Raw genomic sequence first — 20799 nt, forward strand, 5'->3', positions numbered from 1 at the left:
TTACTCTCTATAACTTATTCCATATTTTGCATTTTCATTTTTATCATCCCAAAGTTCTATTATATCCAAAGAAATTTCCTCATCTTCGGAAATATCCATTAGATATTGTAAGTCTTTGACAATTTGTTGCATTATTTTCCCATCGACCAATTTATCTCGCAATTTTAATCTTGCAAGCTTTGAAATTTCATCTTCTTTTTCTTCTTTTGCAGCTAATTCAAATGCTAGTGGTATGGTTAAATCTGCCTTATACAAATCTGCTATATCATAAACGAAAGATTTGTCATGACCGGTATGGACAAAGCCAAGTCCAGGACACATTCCTAGGGCAACTATTATGCTATGACAAAGTCCATATAAGCAAACATTTGCTGAGGAAAGTGCTTTGTTGACATCATTTGATGCATCGAAATCATCAATTTTATAATCTCTACCATCCCATTGGACTTGGTATTTTTTGGATAGGTCTCGATAAATTTTTCTAATCCTTGATCCTTCTCTGCCACGAAGTTGTTGCATGGTTAGTTTGCTTACATCTTCATTTTTAAATCGCATGGCGTACATTTTTCTTGCAACATCAAGCCTATTTCTAGTATTTGAAACTAGTTTTGCTTGTTTTTCAAGTAATTTTGTTGAATGGGCAAGACTTCTGCCATGAGCATAATATCTTACTCCTCTTTCTCCTACCCAAATAACCGATGTACCAACATCTCCCAAAATTTCCATAGCTCTATGACTTATTTCTGTGCCTGGTCCTAGCATTAGAAGTCCTATTATCGAGCAAGGAATATTTACCATTCCTCGATAGTCGCTAACAGTTATTGCACTATCAATTCTGTTGATTTTTGAATGTTCTACATATATAAAACTTACCCTATCGGAAATTCTTGGAAGTTCGTTTAATTGGGTCTTTTTTGCACCCGATATTTTTTTCATTTTATTGGAATTATGGTCAAAAATCCACAACCATAAGCTTTTTTCTTGCCGATTCCATTTACAAGCCCTTGCTTAAATTTTTCTAAATCGGTGATTGTCAAAATTCCCTCGTAAGTTGCACTTACAATGGTTTGCTTGGATTTTTTCTTATCTTTTTCATCGCCATGCATAAAAAATTCTTCATCTCTATTTGTTATGGCAAATTCATCATCTTTTACAGCAAAGCCATTTTTTAAAGCTTTTTCAAGGAAAAATGAATCGAGTTCATCTAAGGCAACTGGTAAGATTCTGCCACGTTTTTTGTATTTATTTCTATCCGAATGAGATTTTACTGTATTAAGTTTTATTCTAAATCTTGCTCTCAAGCCTTCTTCTAAAGAGTCTAGAAATTGGTCATAATCTTTGCTGGTAGCAGAATTTTTAAATCCATATTTTTCAAGCTTTTCATAGTCAGGTTTTTTTTCACTAAGAATCAAAAGAAAATATTTTTGATCAACTTTATCTATTCTCCATAATTTTCTAGAGCGTTTATCTGTTGATTTTTCTCTCTCTTCTAGAAAAGAATCTTCAATCCAACCATGATAGCAGCCAAGGTGTTTTAAATCTCTCATTTTTTTGCGATTATTTATATCTATTTCTACTTTTGATAAATACATTTTTCGCCCCTATATACTTTCAAAAAAGTCCAGTGATTTTTCTTCACCACTTGCCATTTCTATGCTTTTTCTTACTTCAAATCTCGGCGCAAATTTACGTTCTTTTTGAGAGAAAGAAATCACTCTGTCATTTCTTTTGCAAGCTTCTTTATCAACGATTAAATCTTTATCTGCATAAATATCTGCTCGGTAATTTTTGTGTTTATTTTTATACCAAGCTGCTGCCTGCCATTCTAAGTTTTCTAAAGCTTTGATTGGATCTTCATCACTTGTTTTGATTATAAAATCAGCTGGAATTGGACAAGAACGTCTACCCATGAAAACTTGAAAATACGGATATTTTAGACCATTAAGGATTTCATCAATCCAAATATCATCTTCATTAGAAATTGCTACAACAAAAACAGCATCTTCCATGTAATAACGCTTAGTTACATAAGTTCTATCAATATTGCCATTAGCCTTATAACTTCTTGCAATATGATAATCTTTTTGCAAAATTCCTTCTTGGTCTATGCGAACTGCAAAGTCCAAATCATTTAACTTTTGAATTTTTTCATCTTCATCTCGCCTATATCCAAGGCTTGCCGCTATTATCCCTATTACTGCAGATTTTGACGGATAATAATCGCTAGTTCTAGTTTCAAAACGCGATGAAGTGCCCCATGATTGCATGGGACCTTTAAGTCTTAATAATATAGTTTTCAAAACTATCACCTAATCTTCTAAATTTTTATTAAGTTCTGTTTCTAAGTCAGCTATTAATTCCTTTAAATTTTCTTCTGCCTTTCCGATTTCATTTACTCTTTGGTCATTTACTAGTAAATAGCCTGTAAATATTGGTTTATCAAGAATTTTATCGTATTTTGTATATTCAGAAAAAAGTCTTTCAATAGATTTTTCTACATAACCATTTTCTGATTTGATTGGCTCTTCAAAAGCACTTACCATATTTAAAGGTCTATCAGTTCTTAAACTTACAACTACAGCTTGAGGTAGGGTTTGGTTGGCAAAAGTGTTAATTTTCCCAGTAGGCATTGATTTTACAAAAGCTTCTAGGAAAAGTTTTGTTGCATTTACGGTGTTTTCTTTATCAGCTAGTTGTCTATAAAAATCATGGATTGCAATATTGGCATAACGGTAGAGAGTTGACGAATTATATTCAACTGTGCCAAGCATACCTGCGCCTTGATTATCTTCTGGTGCTAGGTCATCAACAGCAGTAAAGAAATCAAATTCACTTTGGATAGCATGAGTAGAGATTGCATGAGCCACTTGAGATGAAGCATCTTCATTAAGTGAGGGATCATCTGCAACCATTCGACCAAACAAAGCTATATCAATAGAGCAATCTTCATTTAAAATACCTTGCAGAATTTTTCTATCACTAATTTGGTCAATGGTTGCCTTTGCAAGTTTGTCTGCTTGCTTATCGCTTATAAAAAACAGTGCCTTTGCTTTTTGGTCTTTGGTTGAAATTTTAGCAGCATTTAAGGTTTTTTCAGCCATATCCATAGCATTTTCTAAAGATATTGATTCATCTTTATCAATTATTTTATTTGCTATGTACTTTACAATTTCAAGAGAACGAATTCCAACATTCCCTATATCTCCATTATCGTTAAAATATTTTCTCATAGCTCTTTTAAAGCTTTGAGAGCTAACTCTTGCTCTTGTAACTCCACCATATTGAGCAGTCTTTGGACTTCCTGTGTCGTCTCTATTGATATTTGCTGGTGGCATAGTTTGGATAGCGTGAATGTCTAGAAATAGTCTTTGATTAATTGTTTTTTGCATTTTGATTTTCTCCTTCATTTTTTCTATATTTGTAATATGATCTTGACCATTTAATCTTTACTCCGTCTTTTTGATTTTTTAAAAACCAATACAAGTCGTCAGCAAGACTTGCATAATCGACCTTGGCATCTGATTTTGCTTTCAAAAGCTTTATCATTTGTCTAAGGTGGTTGGTAAGTTCACTAAAATTGCTAGATGTAATCATGGCATTAAATCTTCTATCGATAGCTTTACTATCTTCACCCCTCAATGATCTTAAAGCATGACTTAGATTTTCTCTAATTTCTCCATCCTTGTAATCAAGTTTTAATACCGAATCAATTTTTCCTTGTTGATGAAGAGCATACATCTGAACAGCTGTAACAATCGCTCTTTCATAATCATTTAACCGTTTCTTATCTCCCAAAAAATCCTCAGAAATATTCTGAAAAACAAAGCTTAATGCTTCAATATTTGCTAATGAATCTTGGTTAATCGAATTTCTAATGTTGGCTAAGATTGCTCTTGTACTTGGCTTATCCCTTGAATTATCAAGAATTCTTAAAATCCTCGACGTTTCACTGTAAAGCTTTAATTTGGAATTTTCCATCGATATCTCCTTTTAAATTTTTATTAATTCGTACCATAAAACCATTAAATGCCGTAGCTATATTTTTTATAGAATCATTTTCAATAATTCCCATAAAATCTCTAAGACCAGCGTTTTCTACGATTTTATAAGCTTCATTAATTACAAGTTTTTTTAATTCTATCTCCCACATTTCTATCTTTTCATCTTTATTATCCTCATAATCAATGCTTACAAGCCAGTCTCTAAAAGCTTTATCCAATTCAAAATACATTGATTCTATATAATTTGATACATAGTCAGAAGATTCTATATTTCTAATTTTTTTTATGTCAATTACAAATGACCTAAAAATTTTGTCAACTACTTCTTTTGTTTTATCTATTGTTTGATTAATTCTTACAACCCATCCATAATCCTTTAAATCATTGATAATATCTGCTTCAATAGATAAGCTATCAACTACTTCATTTGTAGGAAGCCATGAGGTTGCATTACCATCATCTTCCATGCTTACTGCATTTATGTTAATAAGCTCATCTCCTATATAATCTTCAATGTGATTGAGCCACTCAATTATGCCAGGCTTTCTTTTTCCTGTATTTAAGTTTCCTTCATTAGCATCTTCAGTTTTTGTTATCAAACCAAACGATCTCCATAAAGACTTTTGTAGCTGGTGCTTTTTTGGGGTGAATTTTTCTTTATTTGGACCTGAATTGTTGTATCTCCACACTGTCATTGGCTCCAAAAAATTATCTTCGTGCGAAATATCTGGTAATTTTACAATTCCCATAGCAAATGGATTATTAGGATTATGGTCATTTATATAAATAGCTCTGCTCCAATTTGTATAAAGCTCTGATATATTATCAATAATTGGCGATTTGAAATATTTATCTATTATTTCCAAAGGACTATATTCCCAGCAAGGTTTTTGAATATTTGTATTGTATTGTGTATCTACACTATTAACCAGCAGTAAATTTAAAAGCAAAGTTTTATATAAATTATCTGATGAGAGATAAACTCCCCCTAAGTCAAAAAGCCAACCCTTAGAAGCTCTATATTTTCCCTTGCCAAATATAACCTTATCTGATAGACTTGTGTAAGATTGGAAAGTTATAAGCCATCTTGCAAGCTCATCATAATCTAGAATATCTTTATTATTATCTTTGTCATATTTTGGTGAAAAAATCGCAACTTTGTTTCCACTTTCAGATATAAGTCTATTTATATTTCTTCCAGAAGTCATGCTAGGATTAGCTTTACTAATCTTTGAAACATTAATTTCATCTTTCGTCACCTGATAAAAAGGATATTTACCATCAAAAAGATAAAATCTATCGTGCCAAGTTTCTAAATATTTTTCTACTATTTCTGGAAATTCGCCTACTTGCCATAGATTTTTCCAAGTATCCATAAGCAAATCTTCATAATCTTCCTCATCTTCATCGTAAATTTTTTCTATCTGCTGCATTTTATCATTTAATTTGACCATTTCATATGGATTGCCACTTGAATCATATCTCGAAAAAACCGTGTGAAGAATTGCAAGTAAAAACCTCATTACTGCAAAATCTTGAGTCGGCATCTCTCCAGCAAGGTCTATGTAAGTGTGGGCATTTTTAAAAAATTCTTTTAGTCCAACAAGCTTAGTATTTCCTTTATAGTCAGTTACAACCGATATCCAAGGCTCATCTATTAGATTAAATTCGCTCATTTTCTCCCTCCTTTTTTACTATTAATCCAAATTTTTTATCGTAGCTTAATATTTTATCCAAAATTCTAAATTCATTGTTTTCATCAAAAATTATACCAAGAGAATTTTTTAGCCAGCTTTGCTCATCCCAACTGGACAAATTTGCTAGATAATAATCCTCAAGCTCTTCTATTATCTTATCAATTATATACCCACCATTACTGTAATATACTGAATTTGGTAGTTTTATAGTTCTTTTTGCAATTTCCATGGCAGTTTTATTGTCACTTGGATCTAAAAGTCCTGGTCTATCAAAAAATTCATAGCCTCCTTGACAAGCCTTTAGAGCAATAACTTCAATAGAATCATTACTATCACGCACATAAGCGGAGGCTCTAACATCTGACGATTCGGCAATTTTGTTAGAGTTTTTTAGAAAATCCGAAAGATTTTTGCTTTCATCTATCTTTTTTAAAGGTTTTGTAAGTCTATAAACTTCAGCCTCAGATTCTTTTCTTAAAATTTCTATAAAATTTTTATTTTTATAATCCTCATATTTTGCTCTTAAATCTCCTTCTAAATCCAAATCCTCATCGGAATAAACAAGCTGGACTAAGTGGGAAATGTCATTTGGCAAATTAATTTTATCTGGCAGATAATATTCGCTCCTAAATAAAATATATTCCGAATAGACAAAACTACTTCCCTTATCAAAATCATAGCCTCCGCAATTTAAGACATAAACTATTGGATTTTTAAGATTTTCTGGCCTTTTGGCTTTCTCATGTCTGTGAAGCCTTCCCATTCTTTGAAGAATTAAGTCCATTGGAGCAAGATCTGTAATTAAGATATCGAAATCTATATCAAGAGATTGCTCAATAACTTGGGTACCAATTACAATTTTAAAACTTGGTCTCTTGCCATCTTTGCCAATAGAATTTATAAGATCTTTTTCTTTTTGATATCTGTCAGTTGCTATAAAAGACGAGTGCAAGATTTCTACATTTTCCGCTTTAAATTCTTCTATACATTTTTTGGCAAAATCTTGAGCCTTTCTAACTGTATTTACTATAACTCCTACAATTCCTCCATTTGGAGCAAGTTCTTTTATTAGGCCAACTATATCTTGGCTTTGATCTTTTGCTTTCTTAATAATTTGATAATTCGTGCCTTCTTCTTTCTTAAAATCAGCAAATTGTTTGATAGTCTTTCCATCATTGTAGGTTAGAAGTGGGTAAGACTCATTGGTTTCAAAGCCTTCTGGCTTTACTAATCTCCTATAACCTAGGTCTGCGCCAATCATATAGGCTTCTAAAAGTGCATTTCTTTTTGAAATTGGAAGGGTTGCAGAAAGGATTACAACCGGTACCTTGTAAGCACCCAACCATCTTATGGCTTGGCTTAAATAAACGTTCATGTAAGAATCGTACGCATGTGCTTCATCTATAACTACCACCTTATTTGCTAAACCCAAATGTCTTAGCATAAGGTGTTTTTGCTTTAAGGCTGCAAGTAAAATTTGATCGACAGTTCCCACAGTAAAATCATCAAGTATAGCTACTTTTCTTCCAGAAAACCACTCATTTACGGAAACTTCATCTTCTCCGTGGATATTTCTACTAATTGGCAAATCTAAAAACTCTTCGTTAAGCTGAGCTTTGCCGTGAATTAATCTAAGCGATTTTTCGCCTTCTATATGATTAAGCCAACCTTTAACACGGGAGAAAATTCCATTTGAGCTAGCTTGAGTAGGCAAGGCAAAAAACATACCAGTGCGATTGGTCTTTTGAGCAAGTTCTTCAACTGCAACAAGAGCCGTCTCTGTTTTTCCCATGCCCATAGGCGCTTCTATAATAATCCCTGGTTCATTAATTTTTGAAATCTCTTCGGAAATCTTTTTTTGTGCATCTCTTGGTTTTTTTATAAAATCAAACCTTTTTTGGTAAATATCGTCAAAATAAGGATCTGCTTGCCAAGTTCTTGTCCTTTGATAAAGCCATTTTTTAAAACCTTCTTCAACTCGACTGGAATCTGTTTCAAGTTGATCTATGGGAATTAAAGGAAAATAACTTTCGTTACTAACAATCCAGTCTGCCATAATTAAAAGCCCAGACAAAATAACTTGGCCAGGCTGAGAAACTAAGGGCAAATCTTCTGCTTTAGAAAAATTAGAGACTGAAATTGCCCAATCAAAAATATTTTTTTGTAAATTTTGCCAAAATATGGCTATATCAGAATTAGTATTATCTACTTGATAAAGACTAGATGAAAAATAAGAAGATTCTTTAGACTCACTATCAGAGATAGGTTTACCATGGTGGGCACCAACTATGTTTGCTAGGCAAAAATTCACACCAAAATTTGACAAAAAATATTGCCCACTAATATTGTGGCCTATATTTTCCTTCTGATCTATGGCATAAGTATCAAGATCTTTAAAACCAGCATTTTTAAGATTATCTAAAATTAAATTATCAAGTTCAAAATCGCCATCAAATGATTTTTTAACCTGAAAAATTGGCGTTGCCTTTCCAATATCATGACTTGCACCCAAAAACTTGCATAGATTTTTGACAAGTTCATCCTTATCCTCTATATCGCTAACGACAGATTCCATCAAAAAATCCTTAACTCCATCAGAAAGCCAATGATCATACAAAAGTCCACATACTAAACTACAATCTTGTAAATGCATCGTTAAAGGCAACCACATAGGAGCATTGTTAACTCTATTTTTCTTAGCCCACAAATATTTTTCCATAATCAAAAATCCTTTCTCCTACCATTATATAATAAAATAAAAACTTATGGAAACGTTTTTATAGGACCTTGGTTTTTCCACTATGATATTTTTATACCTAATTTTTTTTTAAAAAATGAACCTCCAAGTCCAGCTACTAATGCCAGATATGAAGGTTCATATAATTTTCAATATTTGAAAAAGTCCAAGGTCTTAAGATTTTTCAAGACCATATCATTTTTACCCACTATCTTACTCTAACTGTCAAGGTTGTTTTATTAGTAGCATTAGATGCACTTATTTTTACCTTTTGTCCCTTAGCTAGAGTAAGTGAATTAAGTTGTATTTTATCTCTTTGATATTGTTGAGTGTAAGTCATGGTTAATGCTTTGCTCTTATCGAAGTTTATAACTTCTATTTTAAGTTTTGTCCCCGGATTAGCTTTAACATAGATGTAATTCTTACCGCTAATTGGTCTATCTGCATTTATTACAAGACTTTGCGTTTTTGGCTGGAGATTTTGTGTGACTATGTTTTTGTTGCCAAACTTATCTACTGCCGTTACTTTATACTCCTTTTCTTTTGCTAGCTGATCTTCTATTTTTTCTGTAAGATTTGCACTTTTTTCTTTTGATTGACTATCATAGTAGCCAGAATCTTTATCTTCCTCGGCATAAAGTCTTAGTATGCCTGAATCGTCACTAGCACTTGCAGAAATTTTTACCTTGTAAGTATATATATCTTGAACTAAAGTAATTTCATTCCCAGATTCTCCTAAAGTCGGAATTTTTTTGTCGATTTTTACTGGATTATTTGAATAAGCTGGATCTCTTCCTGGTTGTGTTATTGCAAAATAATATACTTCTCCATCAACAATGTTGTTGTTTTTAACATCAACTGTTAGTTTGTTATTGTCTGTTGAAACTGGCACGTCAACTTTTACATAATCATCGCCAACTTTTTTGACAAGTTCAACAGTTGATCCATTTGGTAGAGTTTTTCCTTCTGGCAAAGTCCCTTCGATATATTGCTTATCGGTATCTTCATCATACTTTTGAACCGGGTCAGATCTTAGTCTTTCTGGCTCAATAAGTAATGGTACAAGGTCTTTGTGGTTTTTTACCATCAAAACTTGCTCATTCTGATCATTTATTTTGTAAATATCATAGATAACTTCAACATTTGGACCTGGATCACCATTTAAAACATCTTCTGTTGCATTTGCTATTTCTGTTGGAGTTCCAGAAATGGTAAAACCATTTTCAGTATCTCCATTTATAGCTAATCCAGCAATTTCTTTACCATCAAGAAAATTTACGCTTTTAATATGATAAACGTAGTCTTTTTCTTTTGGATCTTTTGTTGGTTCTGGTATAACTTTTTGGCTATAAGCTACACCCACTTCACCTTTTGCAAGTGGTGAGTCTGTTACTGCAATATAACGATTTCTAGTTCCTTCAATATCTCCTGACTCATCTGGTAAAACCGTTCTAAAGTTTACTTTAAATACACCAGAAGTTTTTGCCTTACCGGTAATTGTACCATCTGTTAAAGTAATATTAAGATCTTTAGGTAAGTCTGTTGCATAATATCTTGCATTTTTCATTTCTTTATCACCAGCTTTTGGATTTGGAATATTAACCTCATCGTAACGTGAAATAAACAGATGACTTACCTCTACTGTAAAAGAGTCCACAGCAATAAGTTCTGCGTCTTTACCATTTTCATCCAATCTGTAAAGTTTCGCTGTAAATTCCGTCGTTCTTTCTACACCCGTGGTATCAAATGGTTCTGAGTCAATCTCACCTAAATCTGTTGGTATTTGTGGTGTTCCTGTTTTTACTAATTTGTCATTATCATCATACCAAGAAATTCTATATTTAAGATTTCCATTATAGCTATAAGGAAGTCCATCGGTAGATGTCTGTGCTATATCGCCAGGAATCGCAGTGTTCGCCTTGCTATCGTAGTTAGTTATGTGAAAATCTATTTCTGGTGAAGCGATAGCAAAATCTGATCTTAATTTCGCAGTTAAAGCATTAGTTACACCTGTTCTTACAGCACCTACTGACCAACCTGCGTTAATACCCCAATCACTATTCATTGCTGCGTATGTGTTGTTGTTGTAAGGGGTCATTACACGTAGGTTTTCGGCGTTATCAATTGATACGAACATCCAATCGTAGTTAATATGCTTAATCTGGTTCTTTTTAGGTTCGCCTAGGGCAAAAACACCATCAGATGCACTATCTGCTAGCTTACCTAATCGATCAATTTGTTCCTGAGTCCACTTATTTCCAATAGCAATTCCACCTGCTTTATCACCTACCTTGTAAGTGTAATCTTTAAGTCCAGCATCTCTATTAATCAAATCTCCCCAAATGCCTTTAAATTGAATTACATACTCACCATTGGCATCAGTTTGAGCGGTAACAGTTTCTGCAATCCAGTTTTCAGGATCAGCTTGAACTTGCTCTTTTATCCACTCCTGAAGTTGACGTTCTAGGGCTGCAGTCCAACCTTTACCACGAATACCTTCTCTTGATACGCTTAACTTGGCCGCTGTTTCGCCACTATAAATTTGTTTCATAGCATAGTCGGATAGATAAGAAGCACGAACAGTTACACCTTCTGCTCCAACTGTATGGTTAGCAACGTTAGAAAAGTGAACACCACCAACAGGTGATTGAAAATCCCATGATACCTTTCCTTCCTGATAGCCACCACTTTGTTGTGGAGAATTTTCACTAGGTGTTTTATGCATAAAAGACTTTGGTTTTTCCATCAATAGTATCTTCCAATTTTCATGAGTATTTTTAGCTACATTAGAACCAGATCCACCTTGAGTGATGGTAAGATCGGAATTGGGAAATATAACTTGGTTTCCTGTTACATATTGAAGTTGATATCCTTCAGGAATTGTATCTTTTTCTACCCAAAATTTATATCTTTCAAAACCAGCTGATACAGTAGGATCAGCATCAAATTTAATTAATTTTCCATCTGATGCAACGTATGGCTTACAATCTATATTTAGCCTACCGTTGGCATCAGAAATAGCTGAATAAACTGGAGATACATATCCTCCTCTTTCAAACCATTGAAAATAGCCTTTTATTCCAGCTAAGGGTTGAAATTGTTCACCTGTTACATCTGAAAGCACCCAGTTTAAATCGCCTCCTGTTTGGACTCCAACAAAAGCGTGAACAGCATTTCTAGCATTGTTAGCTATGTTACCACTTTCAATATCCCCTTCTGCATCTCTTGTAGAGATTGGGACATCAAGTGGGCTCATTTCAAAGTCATTATCAGCAAAAACATTTGCTGGAATCATTCCCAAAATCATAGCTAATGATACAAATATTGCCATAAATCGTTTAAACATGCTATTTTCTTTCATTTTTTCCCCTTTCTCATATATATCTATTAAGCTAATAAATACTATTATAAAATTATATATTTGCCTCTGTGATTAACAAAAGTTTTTTTAATTATGTGATTTTATAGTCTTTTTATAAAAAAATGGACCAGCCCACAAGGACAGACCCAACAATTCAAAAATCAAGCTAGATTTTATAAAGTCTTCGACTTTTAAAGTGAAATTTTTTCCAGAAGTTTCTAACTTATTGGCTCCCTATGGTTATTTCGAGCCTTATATTTACTTATGAATAAAAAAATATACAAATATTACTTTATATAAATATTATAATATTTATTAAAAAATTAATCAAGCATAATAATGTGAAGCCAATTATTAGTATTTTGAATCTTAAAGGCCTTGAATTTTTGCTTATTTATAAAAAGTAATTTTTCTTAAATTTCTTTTAACCTATATTCTTTAGATTGTTTATATTCCCCTAAAAATCGTCAAGCAAAAAGACCCAAGTCATGGCTTGAGTCTTTTGATTTTGGATTATTGTAGATTATTTTTCTTCATCTTTTTTCTTGCTAACAAACAAACCAGTAGTTGCTGCTAGTAGGGTTGCTACTACTCCACTGATAGATGAAACGGATGTTCTTGGATTTCCTTTCATCTTCTTTGTTTTTGAAGAACTTACTTTCTTGTTATCTTTCTTTATTTGATAGATAAGCTTATCAGAAGGTATTGTGTGTTTTTTACCATTTTCATAGATTAGAGTTGCATTTCCTTTTTTGTCAACTACAACATCTACTACATCTGGATTTACCTTTTTAATCTTATCAATAATCTTTTTCTTTTCTTCATCAGTTAGATGATTTTTGTCCTTAACACCAGTTTTATCAGGAATTACCACTTTGTTTCCATTTTCTGGTTCATTTCCTGGTTTATCTCCTGGTTCTTCGCCACCTGGTTTTCCTGGGTCTTCGCCACCTGGTTTTCCTGGGTCTTCGCCACCTGGTGTGCCTGGGTCTTCGCCACCTGGTTTTCCTGGGTCTTCACCGCCTGGTGTGCCTGGGTCTTCGCCACCTGGTTTTCCTGGGTCTTCACCGCCTGGTGTGCCTGGGTCTTCGCCACCTGGTTTTCCTGGGTCTTCACCGCCTGGTGTGCCTGGGTCTTCACCGCCTGGTGTGCCTGGGTCTTCGCCACCTGGTTTTCCTGGCTCTTCGCCACCTGGTGTGCCTGGGTCTTCACCGCCTGGTGTGCCTGGGTCTTCGCCACCTGGTTTTCCTGGCTCTTCGCCACCTGGTTTTCCTGGGTCTTCACCGCCTGGTGTGCCTGGGTCTTCGCCACCTGGTTTTCCTGGCTCTTCGCCACCTGGTTTTCCTGGGTCTTCACCGCCTGGTTTTCCTGGGTCTTCACCGCCTGGTGTGCCTGGATCTGGAGTTGGTTTTTGTTGGTAAGTGTTAGTAACTGTCAAGCCATCATAGCTTGTTTTGTAATTTTCTTTCTTAAACTCAGCTCCATTTTCATCCAATTCTTTTACAAAGTAAATATATTCAACACCATTTTGGTTTGTCTTATCTTCTTTGCCAAAGTTTACTTGGTCGTTTTGAAGATCTCTAGCTTCTCCAACTTTTTCTTCAAGAGAAGAACCTTGTGCCTTTCTATATAGTTGGAACTTAACAATTGGTTTTGTTGTTCCTTCTGGAAGGCCTTTCCACATTTTCTTAGCGATTATATCATCAGTTTGTGGAACTTGGTAGGTGTTGGTAATCTTAAAGGATGTAGTTTCGTTAGAAGTATTTTCTGTATCATCCTCTACCTTGGATACATAATTGTTATCTCCAACTCTATATATCTTATCTTCGCCAACTCCTAATTCCTTAACTTTGTAAGTGTATTTGTAACCTTCGCCGTCATGGTTAGGAAGGTTTTTCCATACATAGGTTATGGTATCTGAAGTTTCATCTTTGTTTGCTTCAACTTTGTAGTCTTTGCTTACATCTTCTTCCTCACTGCCAGCTTTTGCACTTGTTCTTAGAAGTTGAAGTGTTACAGCTGTGTGATCAGATTTTGGTCCGCCAACCCAAATCTTTGTTGCTCTAACTGTAAGATCATTTGGATTGATGACGTTTTTGTTTGTTACAATTAAGTTTACTTCTTCCTTGCTATTTACAGTTACTTCAAACTTTTCAGTTTGTGTTTGTTCGCCTTCTCCGATAGCAAAGTATGGAGTATAACCTTGTGTTTGTGTTTCTTTAACAATGTACTTACCGTAAGTTAAGTCTTCAAAGCTCTTAGATTCGCCAGCTTTAAGTTCAAATTCTTCGCTATTTCCATCTGGCTTAGTAATTGTAAACTTGAATTTAATAGGATCATTATTACTTGGAGCTCTCATCATCATTCTTTTTGGCTCATTTTCAAGCTTTTTAGTGATAGTAAGCTTACCATCTTTAGCTATCTTGGTATTTGTAACTGTTAGTCCATTTTCAACTTTTACATAACCTTCAGGAGTAGCTTCTTTTCCATCTTTATCTACTTCTTTTACTGAATAGATATACTTGTTGCCATTTTCATCAGTTAGGTCTTGGTCTTCCCAAGTTGCTTCTGTAGTTCCAGCTTTAAGTTCTTTTACTTCAGCACTTTCTACTGGTTGGCATTCTTTGCAATCATCAATTTTTCTGTAAAGTTTGAAGTAGGTTGTTGGTCTTTCTTCACCTGCTTTTAAATCACCTTCCCAAACTTTTGTAGCTTTTACATCATCTTTTGCAACTACGAAAGTGTTGGTGATGGTGTTGCCTTCTTGGCTTACTAGGTAAGTGTTGCCATTAACTTTTACTTTACCATCTGTAACATTTGCTTCTTCTACTGTGTAGGTGTATTCCTTGCCATCATCGTTGATTTTTGGAAGATTCTTCCATACATAGTTGAACTTAGATGTATCATTTACATCTGCTGATTTATCTAACTTCGCATCTGTAACTTCTTCTTTAGATCCACCGTCAACTTGTCTGTAAAGTTTTAGGTCGATTGCTTTATGGTCTGTTCTTGGTCCATTTACCCAAATTTTTGTAGCCTTAACTTCAATAATATTTGGATTTGGATCTGGAATTACATTCTTGTTGGTAAATAATACTGTGCCTTCTTTGTTAGTCATTGTTAGAGTAACTTTTGCTGTAGAACTCTTCTTTTCTGCACTTTCGCCAACTTTAACAAATGGTGTCAAGCCTTTGGCATCTATTTCTTCAACTGTGTAGTCTCCATAGAATAGGTTCTCAAATTCTTTTGTTTCACCTGCTTTTAATGTGAAGGTATCTTTTCCATCTACTTTTACAACATCTCCATAAGGATCTATTAGTTTAAAGGTAAATTCTAATGGAGCTGCTGGAGCTTTTGCCATTGACATTGCGCTTGTTAAAGGTTTGCTTTCAATCTTCTTAGTAATTGTAAGTTTTCCAAGTCTATTATTTTCTTCGCTTGGAGTTTCAACTTCACCTGGAATTGTTTTTAGTCTATTAGTGATAGAATTTTCAGATTCATCAGCTTCCATTTCTCCAAGAATCCAGTTGTCATTTCTAACATCACTAGTATCTTTAAATGTTTCTTTTACAGAATAAATATATTCATGGCCATTTGAATCTGTCTTTGGAAGTTCTTTCCAAGTTGCACTTGTAGTTTCTTGAGTAATTTCTTTTACTTCTACGCCATCAACTTTTTCTTCTTCTCCACCAGCAATTTTTCTATAAAGGGTGAAGTTCATTGTTGGCATGTCATTTACTTCATCTTGCCAAGATTTATTAACTGTGAAGTCTATCTTCGCATAGTCATTATCAACTACTGCACTTGCTGAAACAGTTGTATTTACTTGGATGCCATTTGTTTCATCAATTGCTGGATCTGCTGTCCATTTAAGGTCTTTGTATCCTTCTTTTGCTTTTGTTTCTGGTTTGCCAGGAAGATCTTTTTCCTTAGTTCCTTTTTTAACCAAGACAGTTTTGTCAGCAAATTCTTTTACGCCTTCTCCTGCCTTATAAGTTACTTCAAGGCTATCTTTTGGAGTTGGTTGATTTGGATCTTTTGGTTTGTCTGAACCGTTATTGTAAACATAAAGTTTTTGTAAAACTGTTAGTACTGAACCGTCAGCAAATTTAATCTCCAAAGTTCCCTTTGATGGAGATAAAACTTCATGGTCTGTATTTCTTTCTGACTTGTCAGAAACTGTCGCCTTATTCAAAGCGTCTCTAATTGCTGTTTTTTCTTCTTCTGTAAATGTAGATGTAGTTTTTTCTGTTGACTTAACTCCATCTTTCCAGAAGTCATTAGTAAGTTCATCACCTACGAATGCTGCAAGATCTACTCCTTCTAGGTCAAATAATTTTTTAACCTTATCAGCTGTAGTATCTTCTTTCTCGAAAATTGCTATATAGGTTGCACTTTCTTTCTTGCTTGGTAGGAATTTTGCATCGGTTGAAACTGTAGTACCTTTTGTGTCTGTCCATTTAACAAATTTGTAGCCATCTTTGGCTGTTGCTGTTGAACCAACAACATCTACGCCATCTTTTAATTCTTCAAAAGCAGGACTTACAGTTCCCATATTTGTATCCATAGAAATGTAATTAATTTCAGCTTTGCCTAAAGAATCATAGTTTGCAACATAGTTTCTATCTTCTTTTATTTCTGAGTCATCATTAGTGAAATCAGGTTTCCATTTTGGACTTCCTACCTCATATCCGTCATTTGCTGTTATGCTAGGTGCTTTGATGTCCTTATCGGTCATCTTCTTTCCAGCTTTTGGATTTACATAGTAGATAGTTTCACCAGTTAATGTTCCATTTTTATTAGTTAAGAATCTGACTGTTACAAAGCCATCTGGTTTTTCGTTATCTTTGTTTGTATCTGGATCTTTGCCAGGAATTACATCAGCATATTTTTCGTATTGGGCTGTGTAGGTTAAATCTTTTGTGATTTGTGTTGCCTTATCTAAAGCATCTCCGTTAGCATCTTTCCAGCTTGGATCTGCCACTTTGTATCCTTGGTTGGCTGTAATAGTTGGTGGAGTAATGTTTTCCATGACTTTTACAGGATCAGCATTTGGATTTACATAGTAAACAATATCCTTTGTATTACCATCAATCTTACCATTTGTTCCAGCTTTAAATGTTACTGTTACATAACCTTCTGGTTTGTCAGAATCATCTTCTGGAGTTGGATCTTTAATGATATCATCAGATTTTTCGTATTGAGCAGTGTAGGTTAAATCTTTTGTGATTTCAGTTGCCTTATCTAAAGCATTTCCACTAGCATCTTTCCATTTTGGTTCTGCAACCTTGTATCCAGTATTTGCAGTGATACTTGGCTCTGCAATCTCTGCCATGGTTTTTACAGGATCTGCTTTTGGATTTACATAATAAACAATATCTTTTGTATCACCATCAATCTTACCATTAGTTCCTGGTTTAAAGGTAACTGTTACATAACCATCTGGTTTATCAGTTTGATCATCTGGTGTATCGTCTTTGATTATGTCAAGACTATTGGTAACTGTTAGGCCATCTTCGCTATATGTTGCTGTGTAGCCATTTGGTACATTTGCTTCTTTAGCATAGTAATCAAATTCTTTTCCACTTGGGTCATGTTTGGCAAGTTCTTTAAATTCTTTGCTTTGAGAATTTTCGCCACCACCTGTGGTTTCAAATTTATCTACATATTCTTCAAATTCTTTGCCATTTAAGCCATAACCCTTTCTCCAAAGCTCAATTGTAGTGGCAGGTTTTTCTCCTCCACCAAACCAAACTTTATTGACGGTTACTTTTATGATATTTTCATTTGTATCTGATTTTTCATTCTTGTTGGTAACTGTGATTTGTCCTTTTGGACTATCCTTTGTAAGGGTTTCAAATTCTTTTGAATAGTCAGGAGTATAACCCTTAGAATCTATTTCTTCAACTTTATATTGACCAAAAGGTAAATTTTCTAGAGTTTTTGTTTCATTTGCTCCTAGTTCAAATTCTTCACTTACATAACCATAAGGTCCAGTTACTTTAAATTTGAATTTCAATGGTTCAGATGCTTTAGGTGCACGCATCATTGACATTGATGCTTTCGCTTCTACTGGTTCATTTTCAAGAACTTTTTTGATGGTTAATTTCCCAACAAAATTTTCCTTAGGATCTGTAGTTTCACCATCTCCAGGGACAGTTCTTAATTTGTTGGTAATTGTATTTACAGTTTCTCCACTTTCATTGGTAGAAGTTTTTACATCTCCAAGAATCCAGTTGTAATTCTTGATGTCATTTTCTTTGAAAGTTTCTTTTACAAAGTACTTGTATTCTTTGCCTTCTGGATCTGACTTTGGAAGTCCTTCCCACTTAGCATTAAGTGTATCTTTTGTAATTTCTTTTTCTTCTACATCTGCTACTTTTTCTTCTTTTCCACCTTCAACTTGTCTATAAAGAGCAAATTTCATTGTAGGATAATCAGAATCAGCAAGTGTAAGATTTGTAGAATTTTCCCAGACCTTTGCTATAGAATATTCTATTTTTTCATTCCAAGATGCATAGAACACTTCTGGTGCATAACCATTTTCAGGATAAGTATCCCAATCCCAATCTGGAACCTTAATTTCATAATCATCAGCAACTTTTGCACCAGCTACTTTTTTGTCTTGCCATTCTATAAATTCAGCGCCTTCTTTAGTTGCAAGTCCAGCTTTTTCTGCTTCTTTCCTAACATCAGCAAAAGTTACATTCGCAACATTATTACTATTACCATCAAAGCGAACATATACAGTTACTTTATCCTTATCTCCTAGCTTTCCGCCATTAGCATCAAAAATAACAGCATAGTAAACCCATGATTTTGACTTATCATCTGTTGTTACTATTTTATCGTAAGTATAAGTTACTGTATCAGTAGCTGGATCATAATAATGTTTACCCTTAATAGAATCTCTGCTTACAAAGTAATATCCCTTAAAGTCAGGTCCTTTTTTAGGAAAATCTTCCTCTTTCGCATAATCGCCTAGTTTCCCTTCTTTTGTCTCAGGGTAGTCTACTCCATCTATATGATAGTCACTACTAATTTCTTTACCATTCCCATCAACATATTTAATGTTGATTATGCCTTGTTGTTCTTTTTCATATTGGGCTTTAATTGTAGTTGCGTCACTAAATTGATGTCTATCGGCAAATTTATATTCAGTTTCTGTTCCATCAATTAACCACTTAGTAAATATATTGTCGTCTTTTCCTACTGGATTTTCTCCAGGTACTGGGACTTTGGCAGCTGGATTTACGTAGTAGTAAGCTTTTTGTGAATTTGTCGCCTTATCTGTTGGGTCGACAGTTACTTTTACATAATCATCTGGAACATAGCTAGGTTTTCCACCTGTAGAAGTTCCTTCATAAATGTTTTTTATAACCTTGATAGGGATTTCTATTTCTTGGCTTGTGCCATCGGCAAAATTCACTTTTGCTTTTAAAGTAATATTTCGTGAAATTTCTGTTGATGAATCTTCTTTTAATTTTTGGTATAAATTATCTTTTAGATTATCATCAGCAATTGGATTTCCACTATCATCTAATATTTGAAGGCTGTCGCTATCTTTTAATTTTTGATAAACTCCATTAGCATCCTTAATCTTTACTTGTCCTTTTAAAGTCTCAAGGCTTGGAATAAAGTCGTTTACATATTCTGTTCCATTGTTAAACGATTCGGATACAGTTAGTTCTTCTGCTTTTATATCGTTATTTTCCCAAATAGCGTAGAAGGTCTTTTTTTCTGTGATATTTTTAAAGTCATCATCAGTTGCTGGAATTTTTCCATCTACTGTTGTTGACCAACCCTTGAATGTTTTTCCCTCTCTTGTTGGGTCTTCTGCTTTTTCGGTTAGATCTTCCTTGTAGTCAACATCTTTTACAATTGTTGTTTCTGTATCAGGAGCTGTGAAGTTTTCAAACTTACCACCATTGGCATCAAAATTTATCGGAATGACTTCCGTCATAGTAAGTTTTCCGCCGTTTATAACATCGTAGGTAAAGTCGTATTTGAACTTATGGTCACCTGATGTAACAGTTTTAACTCCGTCTGCTTCTTCAAAAGTTAAGCCTGCTGTAGTAGTTTTAACCTCTACAGTTTGCGGAGTAATTTCAAGTTCAGCAGATATGAAAGGCCATGTCTCATTTTCTTCATCTTCAACAAAGTTTTCCAAAAAACTCTCTCTTAATATTGTTCTTGTCGTATCATTTTTAGGAAAATTAAAAGTATTGTATGTCTCATCATCTACCTTAAAATATCCTTCAATTTGAGGTCTGTCTGCTTCTGCTAAGGCAGTGTTCCATTCTGAAACAAATTTTGTAGAAGCAAGTTGTCGTATCTCAATATCTAGGAAAGATATGGTTGCAACTTGTTTGTCCCCTTCTGGTCTGAATTTAGCTTTTGGTGTACCATTAGATTCTTGGACAATAAGTTGTATATCTTTGCTATAATTTCTTTGTATTTGGACATTATAGGTGTAGGGATTTCCATCTACATCATACAAAGGTAGGTAGGTTGGCTTGCCATCACTACCTTTCCAAGTATAGGTTCCATCTTTATCTACTAATAGAGTATATGTTACACCTGTCATTACATAGCCATTTGTTTGGGTAAATAAAAGCTTAACCTTTTGTCCTTTGCCTAGGACCTTATCCCAATCAAAGGGACTACCATCTATTCCTCTTGTTGTAAGTGTTCCCTGTACATTTGCCCAATACTTTGGCTTGTCTGGGTCAGCTGGTTGTTGACCTTGGATGTATGGGGACTTAGTGGAGAAGAGGGTTGCCCCTCCTCCTCTTTTCCCAAATGTCTTTTGTTTTTTTTCTTTCCCTAGCTTTGCTAGGTCTGCAGGGTCTATTTTTGGATAATCCTTTGCCGTTAACTCTCCAATCTTTATTAGATTGGGGTTATTAGGATCATTGCCTTTAGCGTATGCTGTGCCAAATACAAAAATCTGTATGACAAAGATAAGTGCTAAAATCCCTGACAATAGTTTTTTCTTCATTA

The 20799-nt window shown here is 34.2% G+C and carries 9 protein-coding genes; all 9 read right to left on the minus strand.

Features of this window, described 5'->3' with window-relative positions:
• The 9 genes from cas1e to GAN53_RS01010 all read right to left on the minus strand — a co-directional run bounded on the left by cas1e (nt 1) and on the right by GAN53_RS01010 (nt 20797).
• Nucleotides 1–936, minus strand: a complete 936-nt coding sequence (gene cas1e / locus GAN53_RS00970) for a type I-E CRISPR-associated endonuclease Cas1e (RefSeq protein WP_151409180.1) — start codon at nt 934–936, stop codon at nt 1–3.
• Nucleotides 933–1592: a type I-E CRISPR-associated protein Cas6/Cse3/CasE gene (cas6e, locus tag GAN53_RS00975; protein WP_151409181.1), complete on the minus strand. Its 660-nt coding sequence runs from the start codon at nt 1590–1592 to the stop codon at nt 933–935. The genes cas1e and cas6e overlap by 4 nt, the downstream gene beginning before the upstream one ends.
• 9 nt (nt 1593–1601) lie before the next feature.
• Nucleotides 1602–2300, minus strand: a complete 699-nt coding sequence (cas5e, locus tag GAN53_RS00980; protein ID WP_151409182.1) for a type I-E CRISPR-associated protein Cas5/CasD — start codon at nt 2298–2300, stop codon at nt 1602–1604.
• A gap of 9 nt (nt 2301–2309) precedes the next feature.
• Nucleotides 2310–3389 (minus strand): type I-E CRISPR-associated protein Cas7/Cse4/CasC, encoded by a 1080-nt coding sequence (cas7e, locus tag GAN53_RS00985; protein ID WP_151409183.1) that lies wholly within the window; start codon nt 3387–3389, stop codon nt 2310–2312.
• Entirely contained in the window at nt 3373–3978 is a 606-nt protein-coding gene (casB, locus tag GAN53_RS00990) for a type I-E CRISPR-associated protein Cse2/CasB (protein ID WP_151409184.1), read from the minus strand. Before casB ends, cas7e begins: the two co-directional genes overlap by 17 nt.
• Nucleotides 3947–5677 (minus strand): type I-E CRISPR-associated protein Cse1/CasA, encoded by a 1731-nt coding sequence (locus GAN53_RS00995; RefSeq protein ID WP_151409185.1) that lies wholly within the window; start codon nt 5675–5677, stop codon nt 3947–3949. The genes casB and GAN53_RS00995 overlap by 32 nt, the downstream gene beginning before the upstream one ends.
• A complete protein-coding gene (gene cas3 / locus GAN53_RS01000) occupies nt 5664–8417 on the minus strand; it encodes a CRISPR-associated helicase Cas3' (protein WP_151409186.1) in 2754 nt (917 codons plus the stop codon). Before cas3 ends, GAN53_RS00995 begins: the two co-directional genes overlap by 14 nt.
• A 226-nt stretch (nt 8418–8643) precedes the next feature.
• Nucleotides 8644–11796 carry a hypothetical protein gene (locus tag GAN53_RS01005; RefSeq protein WP_151409187.1) on the minus strand — a complete coding sequence of 1051 codons (3153 nt, stop codon included), beginning with the start codon at nt 11794–11796 and terminating at the stop codon, nt 8644–8646.
• A gap of 523 nt (nt 11797–12319) precedes the next feature.
• Nucleotides 12320–20797 carry a Cna B-type domain-containing protein gene (locus tag GAN53_RS01010; RefSeq protein WP_151409188.1) on the minus strand — a complete coding sequence of 2826 codons (8478 nt, stop codon included), beginning with the start codon at nt 20795–20797 and terminating at the stop codon, nt 12320–12322.
• Nucleotides 20798–20799 lie beyond the last annotated feature (2 nt).

Origin of the sequence: Anaerococcus sp. Marseille-P9784 (assembly GCF_902500265.1) — a bacterium.
Taxonomy (GTDB): Bacteria; Bacillota; Clostridia; order Tissierellales; family Peptoniphilaceae; genus Anaerococcus.

Coding starts and splice junctions, on each gene's coding strand:
- cas3 (WP_151409186.1), bottom strand. CDS start 8,417: ATGGAAAAATATTTGTGGGCTAAGAAAAATAGAGTTAACAATGCTCCT.
- GAN53_RS01005 (WP_151409187.1), bottom strand. CDS start 11,796: ATGAAAGAAAATAGCATGTTTAAACGATTTATGGCAATATTTGTATCA.
- GAN53_RS01010 (WP_151409188.1), bottom strand. CDS start 20,797: ATGAAGAAAAAACTATTGTCAGGGATTTTAGCACTTATCTTTGTCATA.
- cas6e (WP_151409181.1), bottom strand. CDS start 1,592: ATGTATTTATCAAAAGTAGAAATAGATATAAATAATCGCAAAAAAATG.
- cas7e (WP_151409183.1), bottom strand. CDS start 3,389: ATGCAAAAAACAATTAATCAAAGACTATTTCTAGACATTCACGCTATC.
- GAN53_RS00995 (WP_151409185.1), bottom strand. CDS start 5,677: ATGAGCGAATTTAATCTAATAGATGAGCCTTGGATATCGGTTGTAACT.
- casB (WP_151409184.1), bottom strand. CDS start 3,978: ATGGAAAATTCCAAATTAAAGCTTTACAGTGAAACGTCGAGGATTTTA.
- cas1e (WP_151409180.1), bottom strand. CDS start 936: ATGAAAAAAATATCGGGTGCAAAAAAGACCCAATTAAACGAACTTCCA.